The following is a 24,520-nucleotide window of genomic DNA, read 5'->3' on the forward strand; positions in this document are numbered from 1 at the left end:
TTCCTCTCGAGTTACAGCTGGGCCAGTGCGGTCCGGATGTGGGCCAGGATGCGTGACGCCGACGTCGGCGCCGGGTGCGGTCCGGGATCGACCGCCGAGGCGCCTGCGGCGCGGGCGTGCACGAAGGCCGCGGCAGCGGCGGCCTCGCCGGGCGGCAACCCCGCCGCCAGCAGCGCGCCGATCACGCCGGACAGCACGTCACCGGATCCCGCTGTGGCCGCCCAGGATTCGTCGGCACGGTTCAAGTAGACGGACCCGCCCGGCTCGGCGATCACGGTGACGTTGCCCTTGAGCAGCACGGTGGCGCCGAACTGGTCGGCGAGCCTGCGGGTGGCGGCGATGCGGTCGTCGCCGGGCGGTGAGCCCGCGAGGCGGGCGAACTCGCCGGCGTGCGGGGTGAGCACCGTCGGCGCTCGCCGGTCGGCGAGCAGGTCGGGGTGGGCGGCGAGGATGGTCAGGCCGTCGGCGTCGACGATCACCGGAAGGTCCTGGTCCAGTGCGAACACCAGGGCTGCGGCGCCTGCACTGTCGGTGCCCAGTCCGGGCCCCACGACCCACGCCTGGACGCGGCCTGCCTCCTGGGCGCTCGGCGTGGCGATCACCTCCGGCCACAGCGCGAGCACCTGCTGGCCCGCGGTGCCGGCGTAACGCACCATGCCCGAGGTGGCGGCCACGGCGGCGCCGGTGCACAGCACGGCCGCACCGGGATAGGTCGACGACCCGGCCAGGATGCCTGTGACTCCCTGGGTGTACTTGTCGTCGCGGGGGCCGGGAATCGGCCAGCGCGCCAGCACGTCGCCCGCCTCGAAGCTCACCGCGAGAGGGGCAGGCAGTTCGAGGCCGATGTCCACGAGTTCGACGCGCCCGCAGTCGCCGATGGCGTGCACGGGCTTGTAGCCGCCGAAGGTGACGGTGAGCGCGGCGCGCACGTGGTCGCCGTCGGCGGCGCCGGTCGCGACGTCGAGCCCGCTGGGCAGATCGACCGCGACGACGGGGATGCCTGCGGCGTCGACGGCGGCGAACACCTCGGCGGCGCCGGGTCGCAGCGGGCCGCTGCCGGAGATCCCGACGACGCCGTCGATCACGAGATCGGTTGCGGGCGGGACCTGCTCGACCACCTGCCCGCCTGCGCGCCGGAACGCGACCAGCCCCGCAGGGTGCGCGCGGTCGGGGGTGAGCAGGACTGCGGTGGCCGCCACCCCGCGGCGCCGCAAAAAGGCCGCCGCCCACAGCGCATCGCCGCCGTTGTCACCGGAGCCGACGACCGCGCACACCCGCCGCCCCGCGACACCACCGGTGCGCAGCACCAGTTCGCGGGCGATCGCGGTGGCCAGCCCGTGCGCAGCGCGGCGCATCAGCGCGCCGTCGGGCAGGCGTTGCAGCAGCGGCGCTTCGGCGTCGCGGATCGCATCCGCCGAGTAGTAGTGCCGCATCACCGCAAGCCTACGGTCTGGGTGAGGTACTCCTGGGCTGTTCGGGCCGATGGCACACGGCTTCGACGTTGACGCCGTCCGGGTCGAGGACGAACGCTCCGTAGTAGTCGGCGTGATACTCGGGCCGCAGCCCCGGTTCGAGCAGCGACCGGCCGCCCGCGGCGAGCGCTGCGTCGTGGAACGCACGCACCGTCGCCCGGTCGTCTGCGGTGAAGGCCAGGTGCATGTTCGAGCCGACGGTGCCGTCGGCCACCAGCCAGAAGAACGGCTTGGGATGGCGCCCGAACCCGTGCATCTCCAGCTGTCCGGCGGCCGGATCGGCGGGCACCTCGAGCAGCTCGACGATGCCGAGTACCGCCAGCACGGGTTCGTAGAAGGCGAGCGAGCGGGCCACGTCGGGCACCGCGATGTTGAGGTGGTCGATGAGCGACCCGGTGAAATCGGGCATGGCGGAACCGCCGCTTCCTGCCGTAGTGTTTGATTGCGCAACGCAATATCTGCGCTGTGCAAATACTTACCCGTGCAGTGAAGCACCCGAGCCGAGGGAGCGCAACCCGTGCCCGAGCGATCTGCAGGCCGAACCGCCGCCGTGCGCGACGCCATCGAGGCGATGGCCGGCTGGCAGGTCCTCGTCGCGCAATTCAACGACCTGGTGGCCCGCAGGCTCGGGGTGTCGCCCACGGAGACCCAGTGTCTCTACGTGCTGGCCCGATTCGGACCGGCCACCCCCGGCGAACTGGCCCGGCGGGTCAACCTCAGCAGCGGCGCCACCACCCGGATGCTCGACCGCCTGCTGGCGGCGGGCTACATCACCCGCTCCCCCGACCCGCATGACCGTCGCCGCGTGGTGATCGCGCCCGCGGGCGACGGCATCGCCCGTGTCGCCGCAATGTACGAGCCGCTCAACGCCGACCTCGCCGGCCTGCTCACCGATTTCGGCGGCGCCGACCTTCAGCGGCTGGCCCGCTTCGCCCGCGCGGCCGAGGAGGTCACCGAGGGGCGGATCAGGGAGCTCTGACCCGCACCGAGCCGACGGTTGTTGACGCCGCGTCTCGACAATTGGGTCAACAACCGTCGTCTCGGCGAATCAACCGCCGTCGACCTCGTCCCAGAACCGCCCGGCCCGTGCGGCGATCTCGTCGGGAAATTCGCCGTTGATCGCGTGCGAGGCCGCCGGCCACAACTCGACCTGACCGCGGCGTAGCAACTCCCGCGCCCTCGCGGCGGCCCGGGGTGCGTCGTGGATCACGCTGCGTCCGGCGATCAACGCCAACACCGGGATGTCCAGCGCCCGTAGCTCGTCGTCTGCGAACCGCTGCGGAAGCGGCTGCCGAAGAACAAAGTCGGCGGTGCCCGCCGATATCAGGGCCGCCACCGGCACACTCTCGTCGACGTCGGCGCCGCCGGAGAGCCAGCGCAGCACGCGGCGGCGCACAAACCGCGGCGTGCCGGGCAGGCCCATCGGCGCCACGGCGAGCATGGTGCGGACCGGGATCGGCGCGAACGTCATCACCGGATCGAGCAGGGTCAGCGATGCGGCCCGCCCGGGGACGCGCACCGCGTGGTTGGTGGCCGTCCAGCCGCCGAAGGAGACCCCCATCAGGTGAACCGACGACAGGTCGAGGCCGGCGAGCATGTCCTCGAACCACTGCGCCTGGTCGTCGGCGCCGCGCAGCGGGCGGGCCTGCACCGACATCCCGGGCTCGCCGAGCAGGTCGACGGCGTACACCGTGCGGTGCGCCAGCAGGCCGGGCAGATTGGCGGCCCACATCGGCGTCGATGCATTGCGCCCGGGCAGCAGCACCACCGGCCGGCCGGGGCCACCCTCGAAGCGGTACACCCGGACGGAGCCGAAACCCGTTGCGACGTCCACCGACTCGTCAGGCGGTGGCAGGTCCGCCTCGGCCCGGCGGTAGGCGTCGCGGAAGTGCGCGTGTGCGGCGTCGTCGCGGAAGCGCCCGACTCCGCCCACCCAAATTACTCGACGGTGACGGACTTGGCGAGGTTGCGCGGCTTGTCGACGTCGTACCCGCGGGCCTGCGCCACACCGGCGGCGAACACCTGCAACGGGATCGTCGACAGCAACGGCTGGAAAAGTGTTGATACCGCGGGTATCTCGATCAGGTGATCGGCGTAGGGCCGCACGGTGTCGTCACCCTCCTCGGCGATCACGATCGTGATCGCGCCGCGGGCCTGGATCTCCCGGATGTTGCTCAGCAGCTTCGAGTGCAGCATCGCGGCGTTCTTCGGCGACGGCATCACCACGATAACCGGCAGGTCGTCCTCGATCAGCGCGATCGGACCGTGCTTGAGCTCGCCTGCCGCGAAGCCCTCGGCGTGCATGTACGCCAGCTCTTTGAGCTTGAGCGCGCCCTCCAGCGCCACCGGGTAGCCGACGTGGCGCCCGAGGAAGAGGATCGTCGGCGACTTCGCGAACCATTGCGCCAGTGCGTAGACCGAGTCCATGGTGCCCAGCACCTGCTGCACGAGTTCCGGCATCGCCTCGAGCTCGTGGTACTCGCGCTCGACCTCGTCGGGGTACTTGGTGCCGCGGGCCTGCGCGAGCGCCAGGCCCACCAGGTAGTTGGCCGCGATCTGCGCCAGGAACGTCTTGGTGGACGCCACGCCGATCTCGGGCCCTGCGCGGGTGTAGAGCACCGCATCGCATTCGCGCGGGATCTGGGAGCCGTTGGTGTTGCAGACTGCGAGCACTTTGGCCTTCTGCTCCTTGGCGTGCCGCACCGCCTCGAGCGTGTCGGCGGTCTCCCCCGACTGTGAGATCGCGATCACCAGCGTGCTGCGGTCGAGAACCGGGTCGCGGTAGCGGAACTCGCTGGCCAGCTCCACCTCGACGGGCAGCCGGGTCCAGTGCTCGATCGCGTACTTGGCCAGCAGCCCGGAGTGGTATGCCGTGCCGCACGCCACGATGAAGACCTTGTCGATCTCGCGCAGCTCCTGATCGCTCAGGCGCTGCTCGTCGAGCACGATGCGGCCGTCGACGAAGTGGCCGAGCAGGGTGTCGGCCACCGCCGTCGGCTGCTCGGCGATCTCCTTGAGCATGAAGTACTCGTAGCCGCCCTTCTCGGCGGCCGACAGGTCCCAGTCGATGTGAAACTCACGGAAGTCGTCGGTGGCCTCACCGTGGAAGTCGGTGACGCGGTAGCCGTCGGCGGTGACGACCACCGCCTGGTTCTGCCCGAGTTCGACGGCGTCACGGGTGTGCTCGATGAACGCGGCGACGTCGGAGCCGACGAACATCTCGCCGTCGCCGATACCGAGGACCAGCGGGGTGGAGCGCCGGGCGGCCACGATGGTGCCGGGATCGTCCGCGCTCGCGAACACCAGCGTGAAGTGTCCTTCCAGGCGCGGCAGCACGGCCATCACCGAGCCGACGAAATCACCCGCGGTGGGGCCGTGGTGGTACTGCCAGGACACCAGGTGCACGGCGACCTCGGAGTCGGTGTCGCTGGCGAACTCCACGCCGGTGGCCTCGAGCTCGTGCCGCAGCGGCGCGAAGTTCTCGATGATGCCGTTGTGGACGACGGCGAACTTGCCCGTGGCGTCGCGGTGCGGGTGGGCGTTGCGGTCGGTCGGCCGGCCGTGGGTGGCCCAGCGGGTGTGCCCGAGGCCCGTCTGTCCCGCCAGCGTGTCGGGATCGGTGCATTGGAGGACCTCGCCGAGGTTGGCCAGCCGGCCGGCCCGCCGCTCGATCGTCATGCCGCCTTCGCCGTCGAGCAGGGCGATGCCGGCAGAGTCGTAGCCGCGGTACTCCATCCGGTGCAACGCGTCGACCACGATGCCGCAGGCGGGGCGCTGCCCCACGTAGCCGACGATTCCGCACATAGGGGTCCAGGGTAGTGCAAGCGCTGCGGTCTGCCGCCCGATGACCACCTCGCACCGGAGCTGAGCTGCGACGATGCTGTCGATGGCCGCTGGTTCGGCGCTACGGCAGCGGCATCGCCAACGAAGCGGGTGAATGGACCCCGCCGGAGTTTGCCGCGACGGACGTCTGTCGTGCGTCGTGTGACGTTCAGGCTTAGCAGACTCTTTGCGTACGCAAACAAGGACGCGCAGACACCCCGGGTAGCCGGGCCTGAGGGTTGCCTCGATTACATAATTCCCGTCGTGACCCCATCGATCTTGAAAAGACTGGCCGTCGCCCCGGTGATCGCACTGGTGACGGGCGCACTCCTCGCGCCGCTTCCCGCGGCCACCGCCGAACCCGCCGCGGCGCCCGGCGGCGCGCACATCACCGGTGTCGAGCACGTCAACGAGCGATGGGACAAGGTCTCGGTCTTCTCGCCGTCGATGAACAAGGTGATCGTCAACGACGTGTTCAAGGCGCCGAAAGCCGGTGCGCCGACGTTCTACCTGCTGCCCGGAATCGACGGCGGCGACGACATCGCCGGCGGCGGCATCGCCCCGGGCGCCAAGAGCTGGTTCGGCATGACCGACATCCAGGGCTTCTTCGCCGACCGCAACGTCAACGTCGTCTCGCCCCTGGGCGGTCAGTTCAGCTGGTGGACCAACTGGGTCAGCGATCCCGGCAAGCAGTACCAGACCTACATGACCCGCGAACTGCCGCCGCTCATCAACGCCGAGTACGACACCAACGGCCGCAACGCGGTCGGTGGCCTGTCGAGCACGGGTGGCACCGCGCTGGACTACGCCGTTCAGGCGCCGGGCCTGTTCCAGGCGGTCGGGTCCTACAGCGGTCTGCTCAACCCCGCCGACAACGTCCAGCAGGTGTCGCTGACGCTGGGCAGCGGCGGGCAGAGCGCCGAGGCCATGTGGGGTCCCCCGGGCGGACCGGAGTGGATCGCCCACGACCCGACGCGCAACGTCGCGAAGCTCAAGGGCACCGCGGTGTACGTCGCCGCCTCGGCCAGTGGCGGGGTGGGCGCCGTCGACCGGCTCCCACCGGGATTCGGACCGAACATCACCGGCGGATTCATCGAGCGCGTCGTGTTCGACAGCACCCGGATCTTCGCCGACGCGGCTGCCGCCGCCGGTGTGCCGATCACCTACATCGTCCGTCCCGACGGCTCCCACACCTGGGGTCTGTTCGAGTCGGAGATGCAGGAGTCCTGGAACACCACCATCGCTCCCGCCCTGGGCGTCTAGCCGAGTGCCGCTTCGGCGGCGGTGAGATACGGTCGGTTCGTGCCGAGCACCAAGAAGCTGTTCAAGGCGCTGACCCGCCGCGGACCGCACCGCGTCCTGCGCGGTGACCTCGCCTTCGCCGGACTACCGGGTGTCGTCTACACCCCCGAGTCGGGCATGAATCTGCCCGCGGTGGCGTTCGGCCACGACTGGCTGGCCGGTGACTACCGCTATCACGGGACCATCGAGCACCTGGCCTCGTGGGGCATCGTCGCCGCAGTGCCTGCCACCGAGACGGGCCTGGCGCCCTCGGTGCTGAACCTGGCGTTCGACCTGGGCACCACCCTCGACATCATCAGCGGCGTGCGCCTGGGGCCGGGCCAGATCAGCGTGCACCCCACCAAGCTCGGCTTGGCCGGGCACGGTTTCGGCGGGTCGGCCGCCGTGTTCGCCGCGGCGGGCATGCCGTCGCGGGTGAAGGCCGTCGCCGCGTTGTTCCCGACGGTGACCAGTCCGCCGACCGTGCAGCCGGCGGCGTCGCTACAGGTGCCGGGCCTGATCCTGGCCGATCCGGGCGATCCGATGTCGCTGCGGTCCAACGCGGTGGAACTGGCGCGGGCGTGGCGTCCGGCCACACTGCGGGCGGTCCACAAGGTCAAGGCAGGCGGCCTCATCGAGGGCAGGCGGCTGGCCCGTGTGGTCGGGCTGCCCGGCGCCGACAAGGGCACCCAGAAGATCGTCCGCGCCCTGCTCACCGGCTATCTGCTGCACGAGCTCACCGGCGACAAGGATTACCGCGACTTCGCCGACCCCGAGGCCGCGCTGCCCCGGGCCGACGTGCTCGATCCGTTCTCCGATGATCCGGTCGACCTGGAGAACAAGGTCGTCGCCCTGCTCAAGCCCTGACCCGCCGCACTCCCAACCAACCGGTTGGGATAGGTTCTGGAGTCATGCGGACTGGCATCTTCCTGAGCTACGCCGGCGGCTTCAAGGAAGCGGTCGAGGACGTCGTCGAACTGGAGAAGGTCGGTGTCGGCATCGCGCTGGTCGCCGAGGCCTACTCCTATGACGCGATCAGCCAGCTGGGCTATCTGGCGGCCAAGACCTCGACGATCGAGCTGGGCTCCGGGGTGGTGCCGATCTACGTGCGGACACCGTCGCTGCTGGCGATGACGGCCGCCGGTCTGGACTACGTGTCCGACGGCCGGTTCCGGCTGGGTATCGGCACTTCGGGACCCCAGGTGATGGAGGGTTTCCACGGTGTGCCCTTCGACGCCCCGCTCGGCCGCACTCGCGAGGTCGTCGAGATCTGCCGCCAGGTGTGGCGCCGCGAGAACGTCGTCCACAACGGCCGGCACTACCAGATCCCACTGCCCGCCGATCGCGGCACCGGCCTCGGAAAGCCGCTGCACCTCATCAATCACCCCGTGCGCGAACGCATTCCGATCACCATCGCCGCACTCGGTCCGAAGAACGTAGAACTGACCGCCGAGATCGCCGAGGGCTGGCAACCGGTGTTCTTCTTCCCGGAGAAGGCCGACGACGTCTGGGGCGACGCACTGCGCGGCGGATCGGCCAAGCGCGATCCACAGCTCGGGCCGCTCGACGTGATGGTCAGCGCGAGCCTGGCCATCGGTGACGACGTCGAGGACAGGCTGGCGTGGGCCAAACCCCAACTGGCGCTCTACATCGGCGGCATGGGCGCCCGCGGGCAGAACTTCTATCACAAGCTCGCCACCCGCTACGGCTACGGCGAGATCGCCGATCACATTCAGGATCTGTTCCTGGCGGGCAAGAAGGCCGAGGCCATCGACGCCGTGCCCGACGAACTCGTGCGCAGCGTGTCGCTGGTCGGCACACGGGGTTTCGTCAAGGAGCGGTTGGCCGCCTTCGCCGAGGCCGGCGTCACGACGATGCTGGTGCACCCGTTGACCGGCGACCGTCGTGAGTCGGTGCGGTTCGTCGAGGAACTGCAGTCGCTGCTGCCCTGATCGCCGACGCATCCCGGCGCACGGTGACCAGCGCCATAGCGGCGATTCCGGTCCCAACCGGTAGACTGCTCTCAGCGGCATCGTCTGTTCTGCCTTTTGCCGCTTCTCGATCGTCAACCGAGCGCCGCGGGAAGTCACCCGCGCCGGGCAGGACGACCACACTACTTTTTCGGAGTATTCAACCTTGTCTGTGCAAGAAACCGGTGGGTCAACCGTGCCCTCCTTCGCCGACTTCGACCTGCCCAAGTCCGTCGTCGATGCCCTCTCCGCCGCCGGCGTCGAGAGCCCCTTCCCCATCCAGTCCGCCACCCTGCCCGATTCACTGGCGGGCCGTGACGTGCTGGGCCGCGGCCGGACCGGCTCCGGCAAGACCTATGCCTTCCTGCTGCCGGTCGTCACCCGGCTGGCCAACGACGCGAAGCCGCGGCGTCCCGGGAAACCGCGTGCGCTGATCCTCGCGCCCACGCGTGAACTCGTCGCCCAGATCGACGCGGCGCTCGCCCCGCTGGCCGAGGCGACCGGCCTGCGGTCTGTCGTCATCTTCGGCGGCGTCGGCCCGCAACCGCAGATCAACAAGCTGCGCCAGGGCGTCGACATCGTGATCGCATGCCCGGGCCGTCTCGAAGACCACGTCCGTTCGCACCACGCCGACCTGTCCGCAATCGAGATCACCGTGCTCGACGAGGCCGACCACATGGCCGACCTCGGCTTCCTGCCCCCGGTCAAGCGGCTGCTCGACAAGACGCCGCGCGACGGACAGCGGATGTTGTTCTCCGCCACACTCGACGGCGGCGTCGACGTCATCGTCAAGCGCTACCTGCACAACCCGATCGAGCACAGCGTCGACTCGGCGCAGTCACCGGTGTCGGCGATGGTGCACCACGTGCTGCACGTCGACGGCACGACCGCACGGGTCAACGTGCTGACCGATCTGGCCGCCTCACCGGGCCGCACCATCGTCTTCGCCCGCACCAAGCACGGCGCGAAGAACCTCACACGGCAACTCAACTCGCGCGGCGTACCCGCCGTCGAACTGCACGGCAACCTGTCGCAGAACGCCCGCACACGCAATCTCGCCGCGTTCTCCGACGGCTCCGCCACGGTGATGGTCGCCACCGACATCGCCGCACGCGGTATCCACGTCGACGACATCACCTTGGTCGTGCACGCGGACCCGCCCGTCGAGCACAAGGCCTATCTTCACCGGTCGGGCCGTACGGCCAGGGCCGGAGCCGACGGCACCGTGGTGACGCTCATGCTGGACGCGCAGGTGTCCGATGTCCGGACGCTGACCCGCAAGGCGGGCATCAAGCCGACGATCACCCGCTTCAGCGGCGCTTCGCACCCGGTGTTGCTCGAGATCGCCCCGGGCGAGCGTAGTTTCGACGGCCCGCTGGTAGTGGCCACGCCGGTGAACGAGCAGCCCGAACCGCGTCAGCAGTCGGGCCGGCGGCGCAAGCCGAACCGCGGCGGCCAGGGCGGCGGCGGTCAGAACGGCGGCCAGAGCCGTGGCGGCCAGCGCAGCGGGCACTCCGGCGGCCAGGGCGGCGGCGGTAATCGTCGCGGCCAGTCCGGACGGACAGGCGGCGGCCGGACCACCACCGCCGCGTCGTTCTCGGCCGGGTTGTCACGCGGCCGCTGATCGGCGACGAGTTTTCGGAAGGCCCGCGGGATCACCGCGGGCCTTCTGCTTTTCTATGGGACTTCGGGTGCGGCGGGCGCTGTTCAGTACTGTTCCGCGATCGCTTGGGCGACCGTCCTGATGCGGTTCATGTCCAGTGATAGGTCCACGATGTTCATCGTCGGCACCAACCGCTCATCCGCGACCTGGAATTCGGGGCCGACGACGACATCGAACACCCCACTTGCGGCGTCGCCCGCCACCCGGTGCCCGCCGAGGTCGAACTGATCTGTCGAGTAGTCGAGGTGTTCCGGCCGCAGATACGTCGAGGACGTCGTCACCATGTCGCTGTTGTCGATCGTGAACGCGCACGCGTTGACCGACGAATTCGCCACATCGACGTCGACGCGGTGCGCCGATCGCAGCCGCTCAGGCGCCGCGCACGGGTCGGCCCCCGTCAGCACGGTGGTCGGGAAGTCGGTCGAGCCCCATCCGGGGCGTTCGGCGAATTCGCGTACGGCGGTGCGTATCACCTGCTCGCCGACCGCGCAGGCGTCGGCGTCAGGCGGTGCGGACGCGTGCACGATCAGCCGCGTGCTGTCGGGATATGCGGCCAGCATGCCGCACGTCCAGCGCACGACCTCCTCGCGCGGTGGGGCGTCCGGCGCCTTCATAGCCGAGGTGACGGCGACATCGACACCGTCGACGTCGAGATGTTCGGCCCAGGCCGGCGGTTCCGCCGGAGGGACCGTTGCGACGTTCACGCCGATGTTGACGTCGACCTCGTCTTCTCCGTCGACCGTGTGGGCGTCACAGCTCAGAGGCATTGTCTGACCGTCGATGGTCAGCGGCTGACCGGCGACCTCCGACGCGTCACCGAAGAGCGCGCAGGGGTCGACGCTGCGCAACGACCGGATCACACTGAGGCGGTCAGCGGCCGGTGCATTCTGCGACGGCTCCGGTGAGTCCGCCGGCGCCGAATCGTCTGGCGCACATCCGGCGAGCAACGCCGCGACGACCACGGCGATGCGCAGTACGACAGCCTTCACGCGCATCAGCCTAAGCAGGTTTCGGACTGCCTCGTCGCACCAATCCTCACTCGCCGGCCTGCGGGACTTCGTCGGCCGCGATCTCACACGGCGTGGCAGCCTGATCCGACGGCGGTACCGGTTCGGCGGCGGCGACCTGCCCGGCGGGTGGCGGCGGTGTCGGTGGCGGCTCAGCGGGCGGCTCCTCGACAGGAGGCTCTTCGACGACCGGCTCCTCGGCAGGTCGGCTCGGCGTGGAAGTTTCGGCGCACTCCGGCGCCGCAGGTGTAGAGCCGGCCGCTTCGGTGGGTGCCGGTGAACCGCCACCGCCTGCCGGATTCACCACACCGGCACCGGAGTCGGACTCGGAGTCGTCTCCCGGCTCTTCCACGGCAGCCTCTTCATCACGCGGATCGGCGCCCTCGTCGTCGGGTGACTCGAGCTCGTCGACACCGGACAGCGCGTCACCCGACGATCCGAGCAACCCGCCGAGCATGTCGGCGAACTGCTGCCCCATCCCGGACAGCCCGGATCCGACGTCCGGCAGCCCACCCATCGCGGGCGCCGACGACGGCGCGGGCGCAGCGGCGGCAGGATTCACTGACGGCGCAGGCGGTTCGGCAGCCGACACCGCCGGCTCCATCGCGGCGGGTGCCGGTCCCCCCGCGGTGGGTGTCAACGGCGAGGCCTGCGACGGCGCTGCGCCGGCCGCGGGAACGCTCCACGCCGGCGAACCACCGGAAGCGGGCGCCCCGCCGTCGGTTGAATCAGCGAAAGGCAGACGGGCGACGGTTGTTTCGACCACCCCGGCCGGTACGGTGTGAACTGCCGCCGGACCCCAGTCGGCGGGCACCTCGAACAGGGTGGCGGGTTCGGCGGCGAGCTTCGTGGTCGCCGCGTCGTAGGCGGCCACCACGTCGTCGGTACCCGCCCGCATCGCGCTGACCCATTCGTTGCCCACCTCCTCGGCGACGAACGGTTTCACCCGCAGATCGACCAGTTCACTCGCCGCCACGCGGTCTCCGGCTCCGGTGAGCACCGTCCGTGCGGCCGCCTCCCACTCCACGCTCTCGCTCGTGTCGGCGATCGCCTGCGTGGCCTGGACCCTGGCATCGACGCTGTGCCACAGTCGGTCCCGCAGATCCGTGAGCACATCGGCCGCGGCGGCCAGTGCGGCCGTCGCCGTCGCCGACGCGTCGCCGTGCCGCCGCAGGAACTCCCGAGCCGACTGCCCACCGGAGCCGGCCCAGGAGTCCGCCAGCGCGCCGGCAGTACCGTCCTGCACGTCGCGGGCCTGCTCGGTGGCCGCGACCGCCGCGCGCAGCCGGGCACAGTCGGCGTCGAGTGCCCGCAGGTCCATGCCGGCCTCGCTGCCGTACCAGCCGTGCACCTGATCTGCGTGGGCGGTGAGGTCTGGGTGTTCGAAACCCAGGGCGGCGCAGGCTGACACGTAGGTGTCGAGGGTGTCGACCGCCGGTTGCCCGTCGGCCAGCCGGCCGGCGACGTCGAACTGGACGGTCATCGCTCAGCCGACCCGACGTGCCGCGGCCGTGTCGGCGTCGGCGTAGCGGTCCGCCGAAAGCCGCAGCAGCACTGCGATCTCCGTTGCCGCTCTCGACCACTGCCGCAGCGGAGCGACGATGTCGTCGACGGCGGCGCGCAGCGCGTCGCCTCGCGTGGTGTGCGCCCGCCCCGCCGCGGCGCCGTCGAAGGTCAGCGCATCCAGGTGAGTGCGGACTGCGGTGTCGACGAGTCGGGCAGCCGATTCGTATCGGTGTGCTGCGGTGTGCAATGCGGCTGCGTCGACGCGAGTGGCGTCACGTTCTCCCATACCCGGGTTGGACGCCGCCGGGGCTGATCCGGTTCCGCGTCAGCGCTGTTCGCTGACCGATTCCGCGACGCGGACGGCGAGCTGGCGAGCGGTGTCCTCGTCGGCGGCCTCCACCATCACCCGGACCACCTGCTCGGTTCCGGAGGGCCGCAACAGGATCCGGCCGGTGTCACCGAGCTCGGCCTCGGCCTGCGCGACGGCTGTCTGCACCGACGGGGCCTGCGCGACCGTCGCCTTGTCGGCGACCTGGACGTTGATCAGCACCTGCGGAAGTGTCTCCATCGGCGCGGCGAGGGCGGACAGGGGCGAGCGGGTCTGGGCAATCCGCGACATCAGCCGCAGGCCCGTGACGATGCCGTCCCCTGTGGTGCCGAACGACGGCAGCACGATGTGGCCCGACTGCTCACCGCCGAGGGTGTACTCGCCGGCACGCAATTCCTCCAGCACGTAGCGGTCGCCGACGCCGGTGGTGCGCACCTCGATGCCTGCCGCCCGCATGGCCAGGTGCAGGCCGAGATTGCTCATCACCGTGGCGACCAGCGTGTTCGACGCCAGTTCGCCCGCTTCCTGCATGGCCAGCGCCAGTACGACCATGATGGCGTCGCCGTCGACGACGCGACCCGTGGCGTCCACCGCGAGGCACCGGTCGGCGTCACCGTCGTGGGCGAGGCCGAGGTCGGCGCCCTGCGCGACGACGCTGGCCTGCAGGGTTTCCATGTGGGTGGACCCGCACCCGTCGTTGATGTTCAGGCCGGTGGGTTCGGCGTTGATGGCGATGACGCGGGCCCCTGCGGCGCGATAGGCGAGCGGCGCCGCCGTCGACGCCGCGCCGTGCGCGCAGTCGACCACCACGGTCAGGCCGTCGAGGCGCGTCGTGACGGCCTTGCCGACGTGGCGCAGGTAGCGCTCGAGCGCGTCCTCGGCGTCGACCACTCGGCCGATGCCGGCACCGACCGGCCGCTCCCCGGGTCCGGCCTGCACAAGCTCTTCGATCCGGTCCTCGGTGGCGTCGTCGAGCTTGTGACCACCCGGCCCGAAGATCTTGATGCCGTTGTCGGGCATCGGGTTGTGTGAGGCGGAGATCATCACGCCGAAGTCGGCGTCGTAAGCGCTGGTCAGATAAGCCACCGCGGGCGTCGGCAACACACCGACGCGCAGCGCGTCGACGCCTTCGCTGGTCAGCCCGGCGATGACCGCGGCCTCCAGCATCTCGCCGCTGGCCCGTGGATCGCGGCCGACGACGGCGATGCGGCGGCGACCATGTTGGCCGGTGGTGCCCAACCTGCGGGCTGCCGCCGAACCCAGCGCCAGCGCCAACTCGGCCGTCAGGTCCCGGTTGGCGACGCCGCGCACCCCGTCGGTGCCGAAGAGTCGACCCATGCTGCACAACCTCTCACACATCGCCGTGCGAGAGCCAACTGCGGACGTCGTTGGCCGTGCCGCCGTCGAATCGGTATCCGAACGCGACTCACCGCCCGCATCCATGCGGATACGGGCGGTGAGACTCGGTTCAGTTAGCGGTTCGGGCCGCCCCGAGTTCCGGGTTGCGGATTTCCGGGAGGAACCTGCCCCGACTGCCCCGGGGTTCCGGCGTTCTGAGTCACGGTGACGTCGCCACCTGGGAGGGGGCAGAACGTCTGGGTGTCGCCGGTTTGGTCGACCTCGCCGAGGACGGCAGCGGTCACGTCGGTGCCGCAGATGGCTGCGAGCACCTGCGCGGCCACGCCGACGTTCACGTTCTCGAGGATTGTCACGTCTCCGACCCCGACGTTGACGAGACCGTCCTGCACGTTGAGCGGCTGCGCGGTCGCACTGCCCATGCCAACCGTGAACAGCAGCGAACCGCCGATCATGGCACCTGCGGCTGTGGTCTTCATGATGTTCTTCATTTCAATGGATCCCTTCAGTCGTGGAAGTTGCGGTCCGGCCCCTCGACGAGCGACTGGACTCGTACCGGAGACAGGAATTGCCTGCCAACGCCGTGATGGCGCCCGAACTTCCTGACAGAGGGCTTCCTCGATCAGAGGCAAGATCAAACCGAAATCACATGATTCTTTTCGGAAGGAAGCGTATACTGGCCACCATCTAATTAACTGGTGCGTCAATAATCTTACCGCTTCGCGCAGGTGGAGGCCCTACCTCTTCATCGGGGCTCGCTCGCCGCTCGTTACTGGCTCATTACGCGACGTCACCCGTTTGAAACGACTCACCGCCCGCGTCCGGGCGGACACGGGCGGTGAGATCGGTCAGATCGCCGAAACTATCCGGTCTGGACCGGCGCGCTGTCAGGCGTCTCGACGCGCTCGGGGCCCGTCTCTGCGGTGCCACTCTCGGCGCCCTCGGGCTGCGAGGAGGCCGCGGCGTTCTGGGTCACCACGAGGTCACCGCCCGGGAGTCCCGCGCACACGGTCTGCTCGGTGCCCTCGGCGTCGACGCGGTCGGCCAGGGCGGTCACCTCGGCGACCTCGGAACCGCAGATCGCGGCGGTCTTGGTCGCGGCCTCGTCGGTGCTCACACCTTCGAGAATGGTCTGCTCTGCGACCGCGACGTTCACCAGGCCGTCCGGCGTGGAATGCAGGGGCTGCGCCTGCGCGGTGCCCAGGCCTGCGGTGATCAGCAGTCCGCCACCCATCAGGGTGCCCGCTGCGACGTTCTTCACGATGCTCTTGGCGTTCGTCATCAATCACTCCTCTCGGATCCGGTAGCAACGGTCCGGTCTGCGACTCGCGTCGCACCAGAGGCGGGGTCCCGCCGACGCCGCAAGGCGTCCGTGCTCCGCGATCGAGGCTTTCGCAGCGGAGGGGCGGAACTCAAGCTCGGCGCCGCCGAACCGGGCACACCGTGATACGCCCTAAGTAACTGTCGCGCCGTCGCTCCCGCGCACAGCGCCGGCCCGCTTTACTCAGATCCCACTGTGCGACGGCTCACAAACGCCGATCGCCGAGCATGCACGCGGCATGCTCGGCGATCGGTTTCGCGTCTGTGCGCAGATCAGCGCTTCGAGTACTGAGGCGCCTTGCGGGCCTTCTTGAGGCCGTACTTCTTGCGCTCGATGGCACGCGGGTCGCGGGTGAGGAAGCCGGCCTTCTTCAGCGCCGGCCGGTCCTCGGGCTGCACGATGATCAGCGCCCGGGCGATCGCCAGACGCAGCGCGCCGGCCTGCCCGGACGGGCCGCCACCGTCGAGGTGCGCGAACACGTCGAAGCTCTCCAGCCGGTCGACGGTCACGAACGGCGCCTTGATCAGCTGCTGGTGCACCTTGTTGGGGAAGTAGTTCTCCAGGCTGCGACCGTCCAGGTTGAACTGGCCGGTGCCCGGCACCAGGCGCACGCGGACCACGGCCTCCTTGCGGCGGCCGACGGTCTGGATGGGCCGTTCCATGTAGACCGGCTCGCGGGCCTCGGTCGCCTCGGCGGCCTCGGTCACCTCATCGGTCACGGTGGCCTCGGCGGTCACGTCTTCGGTCGTCACGTCTGCGGTCGTTTCGGTCACTGGGCCACCTGCTTGATCTCGAACGGAACCGGCTGCTGCGCGGCGTGCGGATGGTTGGGACCCGCGTACACCTTGAGCTTCTTCTGCACCTGGCGGCTCAGCTTGGTGTGCGGCAGCATGCCGACGATCGCGTTCTCGACGACGCGGGTCGGGTGCTTGATCAGCAGCTCGCCGATGGTGCGCCTGCGCAGGCCGCCGGGGTAACCCGAGTGGCGGTAGGCGAACTTCTTGGTGAGCTTGTCGCCACCGATGGCGACCTTCTCGGCGTTGACGATGATGACGAAGTCGCCACCGTCGACGTTGGGCGTGAACGTCGGCTTGTGCTTGCCGCGGAGCAGCTTGGCTGCTTCGACGGCGAGCCGGCCGAGGACCACGTCGGTGGCGTCGATGACGTACCACGAATGCGTGGTGTCACCCGCCTTCGGCGTGTACGTAGGCACAGCGCTTACCTCTTCTTCTCGGGGATCCCGGTGACCCGGGTGCCGGTCAGGCGTTTGGCGGTGAAGTGGTCTCGGCGACCGACAGTGACCCGAGAACTCCGTGCGTACCGCACGCCAACGGAGCAGCTTACCGGTGGGTGTCGTCGCAGGTCAAAACGCCCTTTACGGCTGCCGTGCGGCGGGCCGGCCAGGATGTCGAGGCTACCGTCGCCGCAGGTCGTCGCCGGGTCGGCTCGCGACGCCCCCACTGCGTTGACCAGCCGCAACAGTCGACGCAGCGGTGGCGGCGGTTTTTGCGCTCACGGCTGTGAACGCCTCGACATCACGACCCTCCGTGCAAAAACCAGTCCTGCCGCACACAGCTGTGCGGTCCCGCCGGGCTCCCCTCCCAGCAGGACCGCACAGAGTCTGTGTGGCGTCGGCTGTCACCTCCCCCAAGCGGCAGCGGCGCTGCGATCGGTCGCCGCCATGTCGTCGGCGCCGTCGCGGACCGCGTTGCCCAGACTGAACAGGATCTCGTTCAGAGCCGCGGCCGACTGATCCCACCGCAGCTGCTCGGCGCGGTAGGCCTCGGCGGCTTCGCGGGTCCAGATCTGTTGCAGCGGCGCGATGTGCGAGCGCAGTTCGTCGAGTGCCGCGTTCAGCCGCGCCGACGTCTGGTGGATCTCCTGACGCACCGTGTACTCGATTTCGTCGAAGTTGTAGGACAGCACCTGGTCCATGACGGTTCCCGTTCTCTCAGAGGTTCGTCGCGACGGCGTCGATGCGCTGCGAGTGACCGTCGCCGGCGTCGCGCAGCGTCCGTTCGTTGTGCCGGATCGTTTCGGCGATTCGCTGCAGCGCCCCATGGAGTTTCGTCGACTCGGCGTTCCACCGTTCGACGACGTCGCGGAACCGCGTCGCCGCCACACCGCCCCACACCGACGGCGGCACGCTGCCCATCCTGCCGATGAAGGACTGCAGCATCGCGCGGGTGTCCTCATTGCGCGCGTCGACCTTGCCCGCCACCGAGGTCATCAGGTCGAGGTCGGTGTTGAGCGCACCACCGATGGGTGTCGTCATGAGATCGCCTTTCCAGTGTGGTTGTGAGATATCAGGTTCGACGCACCGCAAAGTCATTCGGTTCCCGGGCATTCTCAGAAGATCGCGTGAGCGGATCGGACGGCCCGATCACAGACGGGCCCGATCGGCCGCTCGGCATCCGACGGTTCCTGACACCCGATGCCGATCCGCACCCCGCCGTCGACGAACACCGACCAATCGATGTGGCGCCCAGGGCGGATCTCGCGGTAGGACGCGACGGGTCGCCCACCCCTGTGGTCATCGGGCACGAAGTCGGTGAAGACGCCGGGCGTTTCGCCGGCCAGGGCGGCGCGCAGGGTCTCGGCGGCCGCTTCACGTGTCGTTCCGGGCAGCACCGGCGCCTGGGTGACCAGCAGTGCCGTGACCGGATCGTCCGGGGATTCCACCTGCACCCGCGCCGACCCGGGTCCGTCGGTGATCCGGTCGACGGTCCACAGCGCCGGTACCTGCACTCCGACCCGTCCCTCGACCAACAGCGTCTCCGGGTCATGGTGCTCGGGCTCGGCCGGATCGGCCCGGTCATCGAAGGCGAGACCCAGTCCCGCGACCGCCAGGACGGCGCCGCCGAGGAGGGCGACGCCGTGGCGTCCGCGTCGATGAGGCGTCGCGACCGTGGTGCCGGTCATCGACGGGGGCGCCCCCATGTTCGCGGCGGCGGACCGCAGGGCACGTCGGTCGACGCGGAGCACGGCGACGCCGTTCGAGCGCAGCGAATCGGCGATCGCCGAGGCGACTTGGCCCGCCCCGGGCACGCCCACCGGCGCGTCGATGACGACGGCGTTCTCGCCCCTCACGGCGTCTGCCACCGCGCGGCCCACCCGCCGCGAATCCTCGGCGCGTGGCACGGCCGCGACGTCATCACCGGTGACGACGACGAAGTCGGGACTGATCTCGGCGACGGCCGGATCGGCCGCGGACACCGCCGCGCGCACCACTTCAGCGCGGGTGACGGTCACCGCGTCCGCTGCCGACCACTGCGCCGCACCGAGCATCCGATGGCAGCGCCGTCGCGGCCACCATGTCGGCACGATCAACACCACCGCCTGCACCGGGCCGCCGCAGGCAGAGCGCAGGACGTCGCGCGACAGCTCGTCGGTGGGAATCGCTCTCTCGTCGACGAGTGCCAGATCCGAGTCGATGAATTCCACTGCTGCCAGGGCACTTTGATCGTCGACGGGGTGGGCACCCGACACCGTTACCGGCCCGACCTCGATCACCGCGGTCACGGCGGCTCGGTCCAGCCCACCTGGACGACCTGGTTGTCCGCGGCCCGTGTGAGCAGCACGGCCCGGCCCGGTGGGCGGAGCGCCGGCCGCACCGACCCGAGCAGCACACCCTCGTCGGGACTGATGCTCATCAGCAGACCCATGCTGCCCAGGTCGCGCAGCTGGGCCAGCACCGGATCGAACATCGCCCGTGCCGCACCGCCCGACCGGCGCGCGACCACGACGTGCAGGCCGATGTCCCTGGCGTGCGGCAGGTAGTCGAGCAGGGACGTCAGCGGGTTGCCCGCAGCACCTGCGACGAGATCGTAATCGTCGACGACCAGATAGATTTCGGGACCTGACCACCACGACCGGTCGCGCAGCTGGCGCTGCGTCACCTCGTCGCCCGGCAGCCGGCCGCGCAGCCGCTCGAGCAGCGCAGGCATGCGGGCGCTCACGGCGCTGGCGGACATCAGGTAGGCCCCGAGGTGGTCGGTGTCCACCACACCGAGAAGCGTCCTGCGGTAGTCGACGATCACGAGTTCGGCTCTGTGCACGTCGTTGGTCCGCACGATCTCGGTGCACAGGGTGCGCAGTGTCGAGGTCTTCCCGCACCCGGGCTCACCCAGCACGATGAGATGCGATTGCTCGGTGAAATCGATACTGACAGCGGACAGTCGACGCTCGCCGACGCCGAGCACGACCCGGTCACCTTCGGCCGATGCCGTGAGCTCGGCGAGTTCCACCCGCTCGGGCAGCAACTTGATCGGCGCCGCGGACCGGCCGGGGTGACGTGCCCGCAGGTCCCGCGCACCGGCGGCGAGCGCCTCGGCCAGCCCGGCGGTGCTCGCCACGCCGTCCAGCCGCGGCAACGCGATCGTGAAGTCCGCGCCCTGGCGGGTCAGTCCGCGCCCGGGTGCACAGTCGAGAAGATCGCGCGCCCGCCTGCGGTCTATCTCGGAGTCCGCCGGATCGCCGAGCCGCAGCTCGATCCGGGTGCCGAGCTGATCCTTCAGCGCGGGACGGATGTCCGCCCACCGTGCTGCGGCGAGGACGACGTGCACACCGAACGACAGGCCCTGCGCGGCGAGCGAAGTGATCGCGGCGTCGAGGCCGTCGAAGTCCTGGCGCACCGTCGTCCAACCGTCCACGACGAGGAAGACGTCACCGAACGGATCGGTGGACACCGCCGGATCACCGGCCGCCCGCCTGCGCCGGAACTCTGACACGGAGTCGATGCCCAACTCCCGGAATCCGACCTCGCGGGCCCGCACCAGCAATTCGAGTTCCGCGACCGTTCGACGGACCAGATCGCCTTCGTGGCGGCCCGCCACGGCGCCGACGTGTGGCAGCGCGCGCAGTGACGCCAGCGCACCGCCGCCGAAGTCGAGGCAGTAGAGCTGGACATCCCGTGGACCGGCGGTCGCCGCCAACGCCAAGACCAGTGTGCGCAGGGCGGTCGACTTACCGCTGCCCGGCCCGCCGACCACCGCCACGTTGCCGTCCGCGCCGGAGAGTACGGCGGACAGCAGATCGCGGCGCTGTTCGAACGGCCGGTCCACCAGGCCGATCGGTACGGTCAGCGGTTCCGGGCCGCCGAGGGACAACAGCTGGTCCAGGGTCGGCGAATGTGTCAAGGGCGGCAGCCACACCCGGTGTGCGGGCGCGCCATGACCGGCCAGCCGGTCCAACACGGTGTCGAGAACGCTGCGGCCGGAGTTTTCGTGGTGCCCGCATTCGGCGGGCGGCCAGGGTACCGGCGCGGCGGTGAAGGGCACGGCGGTCGGCGGATTCGCCGCGACTCGGCGCGGTTCGGGCGCCGGTCCGGAGACGTAGGCGGTGCGGAACCGGACGAGTTCACCGGCGGCCGTCCGTAGGTACGCCCCGCCCGGTGTCGAGGGCAGGTGGTGTGCGTCGGGCACTCCGAGCACGGCCCGGGACTCGCTGGCGGAGAACGTTTTCAGGCACACCCGGTAGGACAGGTGGTTGTCCAGTCCGCGTAGCCGTCCTTCGTCCAGGCGTTGACTGGCCAGCAGCAGGTGCATACCGAGTGACCGGCCGAGCCGCCCGATCGCGACGAACATTTCCGCGAAGTCGGGGTGTTGGCTGAGGAGTTCGGAGAACTCGTCGACGACGATCAGCAGTGACGGCAGCGGAGGCAGCTCGGGACGGCGCGTCCGCGCGCGGTGGTACTCGGCGATGTCGGCGAAAGTGCCCGCGGCGCGCAGAAACTCCTGTCTGCGAGTGACCTCGCCGGAGAGGGCGTCCTTCATGCGGGCCACCAGATGCGCTTCGTCGGCGAGATTCGTGATCACCGCGGATACGTGGGCTGCGCGGTCGAAGCCGAGGAAGGTCGCGCCGCCCTTGAAGTCGATCAGGATGACGTTCAGCCGGTCCGGGGAATGGGAGGCGAGCATGCCCAGCGTGAGTGTGCGCAGGAACTCCGACTTTCCCGAACCCGTCGCCCCGATGCACAGACCGTGAGGGCCCATCCCCCGGTGCGCCGCCTCCTTGATGTCGATCAGCACAGGGTCGCCGTGCTCGCTGACACCGACCGGCACCCGCAGCTCCGTTGCCGCATCGCCGGACCCCCACAGCACGGGCGGGTCGAGGCGGGCAGGGTCACCGATGCCGACCAGGGCCGGCCAGTCGGCGGGGACGACCATCGGATCGTCGGCGTCAGTGGCCACCGGGCGGTAGGGAGCGAGTCGGCGCGCACACGCGACGGCTGCCGCTGCTTCCAGGCCGTCGCGCCGAATACGAGGGCCGTCGCCGAGAACGACGTCGCCGCCGTCGACGATCCATCGGGTCGATTCGCACGTCGTCGTGCCCGCGGCTTCGACCAGAAGGACCGTGACCGACCCGCCGACGTCGAGGTGCACAGGTTCGGCGGCGGCGGGCGATGCGAGGTCGACCACGATCACCACGCGAGAGCACCCGTCGAGGAGTGCGGCCACCGCGTCGCGGGCCTCGGTCAGCGCGGCGTACGTCATCCGTGCCGGTCCGATGCGATCGCTGATGACCGGATGTCCGTGATGCGGGACCCATTTCAGCCAGTCCCAGTGGTGTCCGGTGGTGTCGTCGGTGACCGCGGCGATTCTGACATGCTCCGGGCCGTGCAGTACCGCGACCTGACACAGCACGGACCGCAGGAGAGCGCGTACGTCGTCGCCCTCGCCGGCGACGCTGATCGCATCGGTCGCGAAGAGGTCGACCGTGACGGGCATGTCGGTGACGACGCCACGAGTGCTGATCAGGCGACCCACGGCCGAGGTGGTCACGGGGTCGGGCTCAGCGACGGGTCTCACGGGCGGCGCGATCAATCGGGTGGACAGCGGTTGGGTTCCCAGTCCCAGGCGGACATGGCCGAAGTCGTCGTCGGCCGGTCTTCGCTCCCACATCCGCGGGCCGCCGATCAAGGTGAAGAGCCCGTCGGGCGGCGGGTGACGCCAGTGGGACGAACGATGTTGCGCACGAGCAGTCTCGGCCGCCGCCGCGTCCAGCGCCTGGACGTACCGCAGGTAGTCGCGGCGACCCTGATCGAGTTCAGCGGTCCGCGACCCGCGTAGTCCGTAGGCGAGTGTGCCGACAAGCGACAGCAGCATCATCACCGGAAAGAGCAGGTACATCGGGCTGCGGGGACCCGAGGCGCCGGAGGTGAAGTAGAGCACCATCATGCCGCCGGCGGCGACCACCATCGCGACCGGGAGCAACCGCGCAAGCGGGTTGGCCGGCGTCGCCTGCGGTACCTCCGGCGGCGGTTGCACGGCGATGTCGCCGTCGGCGACTACGGGGACGGGCAGCCGGCTCCCTCGGATGAATTCCATCGTCGATCAGACGGCGACGGCGTCGAAAGCGTTCCATCCCCAGGCGAGAATTTCGCGCGCGCCCGCCCCCGCGCCGTCGGTTACGGTGACATCGCCGACGTTCACGGGGGGTGATGCGGTGTCGGATTCGATGCGCCGGGTCTCGGTGCACAGTAGTGACGGAAGTCGAAGCGGAACAATTGATCTCGCACTTCCGTCGGCGGTGACCATCGCGGAGTTGTTGCCGTCCATCGTCGACACGATCGGTGCGACGGGCCTTGATGCACCGATCCGCTGGCGGCTGTCCCGCGCCGCGGGCGCGGCGATCGATCAGTCGTCGACCCTGTCGGAGGTGGGCGTCCGCGACGGCGAGGTGCTGTTGCTGTCCCGCCACGACCCGCCGGCCCCCACATTCAGATCTCATGACCTTCCGACGGTGGTGGCTGAGGGGGTTGCCGGCGGCCCTCCCCCGCGGCTGATCGCGTCCGCGGCGGCGACCTGGACGGTGGCGGCTGGTGCTCTCGCGCTGGCGTGTGCGGGTGTGGTCACCGGTACGGCAACACATCTCGTCACGATCGGTGCACTCGCCACCGCGGCGGGTGCGGCGGCGGTCGTTGCCGATCGGACGGCTCCCGACCCGTGGTGGCGCCCAACCATGCAGCACGTCGCGCTCGTGCTGGCGAGTGTGCTGGGCTACCGGATAGTGCCCGGCGGTCCCGCCCCGGCCAACTTCCTGCTCGCCGTGTGTTCGCTGACGGTGATGGCGATCCTGGTGCTCCGGTTGTCCATTCGCTCGTCGGTGTGGTTGACCGCGATCGCCGTCACCGGATTGCTCGGGGCGACCGCACTCGGTGCCGCGATGGTGTGGGCGCTGCCGACGGCCGTCCTCGGCACGGTCCTCACCGTGCTCGGCCTCGGCACGCTCAGTTCCGCGGCGAGGCTGTCGGTGCTGCTGGCCGGGCTGACGCCGACGGGCGAGACACCGGCCGGGCACGGTGACGCCGACAGGCGGGCGGTACGGGGGCGGCGGCTTCTCACGGCGCTGGTGACCGGCGCATCCGTTGCGGTGCTGTCGGGCGTGCTGCTCGTCGCGGCCGGCGGCGCCGGGGCTGGGGCCGATGCGCCGTGGCAGGTCGACGCGGGCTTGTGCGCTGCCGTCGGCTCGGCGCTGGTGCTGCGGAGCCGGTCGCACGCCGACGGCTGGTGCCGCAGCGCGCTGACCGCCTGCGGCCTGGGTTGTCTGACAGCGGCATTCGTCGAGGTGTCGGCGTCGATGGCGGGTCAGGCGTTCTGGATCGCGGCGTCGACGGTCGTCGCAGGATCGATCGCGCTGTCACCGGCCGCGCGGTCGGTGGCGGGTCCGGTCGCGGCGCGCGCCGTGGACGCGCTGGAGTACACCGCGCTCACGGCCGTGGTGCCACTGGCCTGTTGGGTTGCGGGCGTGTTCGCCGCGGTCCGCGGGTGGCAGCTGCCGTGACCACGGCGGG

General features: G+C 70.1%; 23 protein-coding genes. 6 read left to right on the forward strand and 17 right to left on the reverse strand.

Features of this window, described 5'->3' with window-relative positions; genetic code table 11:
- Window positions 1-11 precede the first annotated feature (11 nt).
- Both AB0K11_RS03850 and AB0K11_RS03855 read right to left on the reverse strand, forming a co-directional pair.
- Window positions 12-1,433, reverse strand: coding sequence for an NAD(P)H-hydrate dehydratase (locus AB0K11_RS03850; RefSeq protein WP_364972374.1), 1,422 nt, complete (start codon window positions 1,431-1,433; stop codon window positions 12-14).
- Between the two features lie 10 nt (window positions 1,434-1,443).
- Complete coding sequence (locus tag AB0K11_RS03855; protein ID WP_364972377.1) at window positions 1,444-1,881, reverse strand: VOC family protein; 438 nt, start codon at window positions 1,879-1,881, stop codon at window positions 1,444-1,446.
- Between the two features lie 108 nt (window positions 1,882-1,989).
- Between AB0K11_RS03855 and AB0K11_RS03860 the strand changes: the two genes are divergently transcribed.
- Window positions 1,990-2,451 (forward strand): MarR family transcriptional regulator, encoded by a 462-nt coding sequence (locus tag AB0K11_RS03860; RefSeq protein ID WP_364972379.1) that lies wholly within the window; start codon window positions 1,990-1,992, stop codon window positions 2,449-2,451.
- A gap of 69 nt (window positions 2,452-2,520) precedes the next feature.
- Here the strand turns inward: AB0K11_RS03860 and AB0K11_RS03865 are convergent, their stop codons facing one another.
- Window positions 2,521-3,405, reverse strand: a complete 885-nt coding sequence (locus AB0K11_RS03865) for an alpha/beta fold hydrolase (protein WP_364972382.1) — start codon at window positions 3,403-3,405, stop codon at window positions 2,521-2,523.
- 5 nt (window positions 3,406-3,410) lie between these two features.
- Window positions 3,411-5,276 (reverse strand): glutamine--fructose-6-phosphate transaminase (isomerizing), encoded by a 1,866-nt coding sequence (gene glmS / locus AB0K11_RS03870; RefSeq protein ID WP_364972385.1) that lies wholly within the window; start codon window positions 5,274-5,276, stop codon window positions 3,411-3,413.
- 282 nt (window positions 5,277-5,558) lie between these two features.
- On the opposite strand from glmS, the gene AB0K11_RS03875 reads away from it, so the two are divergent.
- The 4 genes from AB0K11_RS03875 (at window position 5,559) to AB0K11_RS03890 (ending at window position 10,169) form a co-directional block, all read left to right on the forward strand.
- A complete protein-coding gene (locus tag AB0K11_RS03875) occupies window positions 5,559-6,557 on the forward strand; it encodes an alpha/beta hydrolase family protein (RefSeq protein ID WP_364972388.1) in 999 nt (332 codons plus the stop codon).
- Window positions 6,558-6,596: 39 nt separating this feature from the next.
- Window positions 6,597-7,442: a hypothetical protein gene (locus AB0K11_RS03880; RefSeq protein WP_364972390.1), complete on the forward strand. Its 846-nt coding sequence runs from the start codon at window positions 6,597-6,599 to the stop codon at window positions 7,440-7,442.
- A 44-nt stretch (window positions 7,443-7,486) separates the two neighbouring features.
- Window positions 7,487-8,527, forward strand: coding sequence for an LLM class F420-dependent oxidoreductase (locus AB0K11_RS03885; RefSeq protein ID WP_364972393.1), 1,041 nt, complete (start codon window positions 7,487-7,489; stop codon window positions 8,525-8,527).
- Window positions 8,528-8,741: 214 nt separating this feature from the next.
- Window positions 8,742-10,169: a DEAD/DEAH box helicase gene (locus AB0K11_RS03890; RefSeq protein WP_364972395.1), complete on the forward strand. Its 1,428-nt coding sequence runs from the start codon at window positions 8,742-8,744 to the stop codon at window positions 10,167-10,169.
- Window positions 10,170-10,252: 83 nt separating this feature from the next.
- Here AB0K11_RS03890 and AB0K11_RS03895 read toward each other — a convergent pair whose 3' ends face one another.
- From AB0K11_RS03895 to AB0K11_RS03955, 13 genes are all read right to left on the reverse strand, one after another.
- On the reverse strand, window positions 10,253-11,197 hold the full coding sequence (locus AB0K11_RS03895) for a hypothetical protein (protein WP_364972397.1): 945 nt from the start codon (window positions 11,195-11,197) through the stop codon (window positions 10,253-10,255).
- A 46-nt stretch (window positions 11,198-11,243) separates the two neighbouring features.
- The gene (locus AB0K11_RS03900) at window positions 11,244-12,698 is read right to left on the reverse strand and encodes a hypothetical protein (protein ID WP_364972400.1); all 1,455 of its coding nucleotides are present in this window, start codon (window positions 12,696-12,698) and stop codon (window positions 11,244-11,246) included.
- A gap of 3 nt (window positions 12,699-12,701) precedes the next feature.
- Complete coding sequence (locus AB0K11_RS03905) at window positions 12,702-13,007, reverse strand: type VII secretion target (RefSeq protein ID WP_364972402.1); 306 nt, start codon at window positions 13,005-13,007, stop codon at window positions 12,702-12,704.
- Between the two features lie 39 nt (window positions 13,008-13,046).
- Window positions 13,047-14,387: a phosphoglucosamine mutase gene (gene glmM / locus AB0K11_RS03910; RefSeq protein WP_364972406.1), complete on the reverse strand. Its 1,341-nt coding sequence runs from the start codon at window positions 14,385-14,387 to the stop codon at window positions 13,047-13,049.
- Between the two features lie 134 nt (window positions 14,388-14,521).
- Window positions 14,522-14,884: a hypothetical protein gene (locus tag AB0K11_RS03915; RefSeq protein WP_364972409.1), complete on the reverse strand. Its 363-nt coding sequence runs from the start codon at window positions 14,882-14,884 to the stop codon at window positions 14,522-14,524.
- Window positions 14,885-15,267: 383 nt separating this feature from the next.
- The gene (locus tag AB0K11_RS03920; protein ID WP_364972412.1) at window positions 15,268-15,687 is read right to left on the reverse strand and encodes a hypothetical protein; all 420 of its coding nucleotides are present in this window, start codon (window positions 15,685-15,687) and stop codon (window positions 15,268-15,270) included.
- A gap of 311 nt (window positions 15,688-15,998) precedes the next feature.
- Window positions 15,999-16,445, reverse strand: a complete 447-nt coding sequence (rpsI, locus tag AB0K11_RS03925; protein WP_364973704.1) for a 30S ribosomal protein S9 — start codon at window positions 16,443-16,445, stop codon at window positions 15,999-16,001.
- Window positions 16,446-16,495: 50 nt separating this feature from the next.
- The gene (gene rplM / locus AB0K11_RS03930; RefSeq protein ID WP_364972415.1) at window positions 16,496-16,939 is read right to left on the reverse strand and encodes a 50S ribosomal protein L13; all 444 of its coding nucleotides are present in this window, start codon (window positions 16,937-16,939) and stop codon (window positions 16,496-16,498) included.
- A 425-nt stretch (window positions 16,940-17,364) separates the two neighbouring features.
- Window positions 17,365-17,661: a WXG100 family type VII secretion target gene (locus AB0K11_RS03935; protein WP_364972418.1), complete on the reverse strand. Its 297-nt coding sequence runs from the start codon at window positions 17,659-17,661 to the stop codon at window positions 17,365-17,367.
- Window positions 17,662-17,677: 16 nt separating this feature from the next.
- Window positions 17,678-18,001: a WXG100 family type VII secretion target gene (locus tag AB0K11_RS03940; RefSeq protein ID WP_364972420.1), complete on the reverse strand. Its 324-nt coding sequence runs from the start codon at window positions 17,999-18,001 to the stop codon at window positions 17,678-17,680.
- Between the two features lie 74 nt (window positions 18,002-18,075).
- On the reverse strand, window positions 18,076-19,248 hold the full coding sequence (locus AB0K11_RS03945) for a type VII secretion-associated protein (protein ID WP_364972422.1): 1,173 nt from the start codon (window positions 19,246-19,248) through the stop codon (window positions 18,076-18,078).
- Complete coding sequence (eccCa, locus tag AB0K11_RS03950) at window positions 19,245-23,054, reverse strand: type VII secretion protein EccCa (RefSeq protein ID WP_364972424.1); 3,810 nt, start codon at window positions 23,052-23,054, stop codon at window positions 19,245-19,247. The genes AB0K11_RS03945 and eccCa overlap by 4 nt, the downstream gene beginning before the upstream one ends.
- A 6-nt stretch (window positions 23,055-23,060) precedes the next feature.
- A complete protein-coding gene (locus tag AB0K11_RS03955) occupies window positions 23,061-23,285 on the reverse strand; it encodes a hypothetical protein (protein ID WP_364973794.1) in 225 nt (74 codons plus the stop codon).
- Here AB0K11_RS03955 and eccD point away from each other — a divergent pair.
- Window positions 23,185-24,510 carry a type VII secretion integral membrane protein EccD gene (eccD, locus tag AB0K11_RS03960; RefSeq protein ID WP_364973706.1) on the forward strand — a complete coding sequence of 442 codons (1,326 nt, stop codon included), beginning with the start codon at window positions 23,185-23,187 and terminating at the stop codon, window positions 24,508-24,510. The two genes, AB0K11_RS03955 and eccD, sit on opposite strands and share 101 nt — an antisense overlap.
- Window positions 24,511-24,520 lie beyond the last annotated feature (10 nt).

It is taken from the genome of Mycobacterium sp. NPDC050551 (genome assembly GCF_040674075.1).
Taxonomy (GTDB): domain Bacteria; phylum Actinomycetota; class Actinomycetes; order Mycobacteriales; family Mycobacteriaceae; genus Mycobacterium.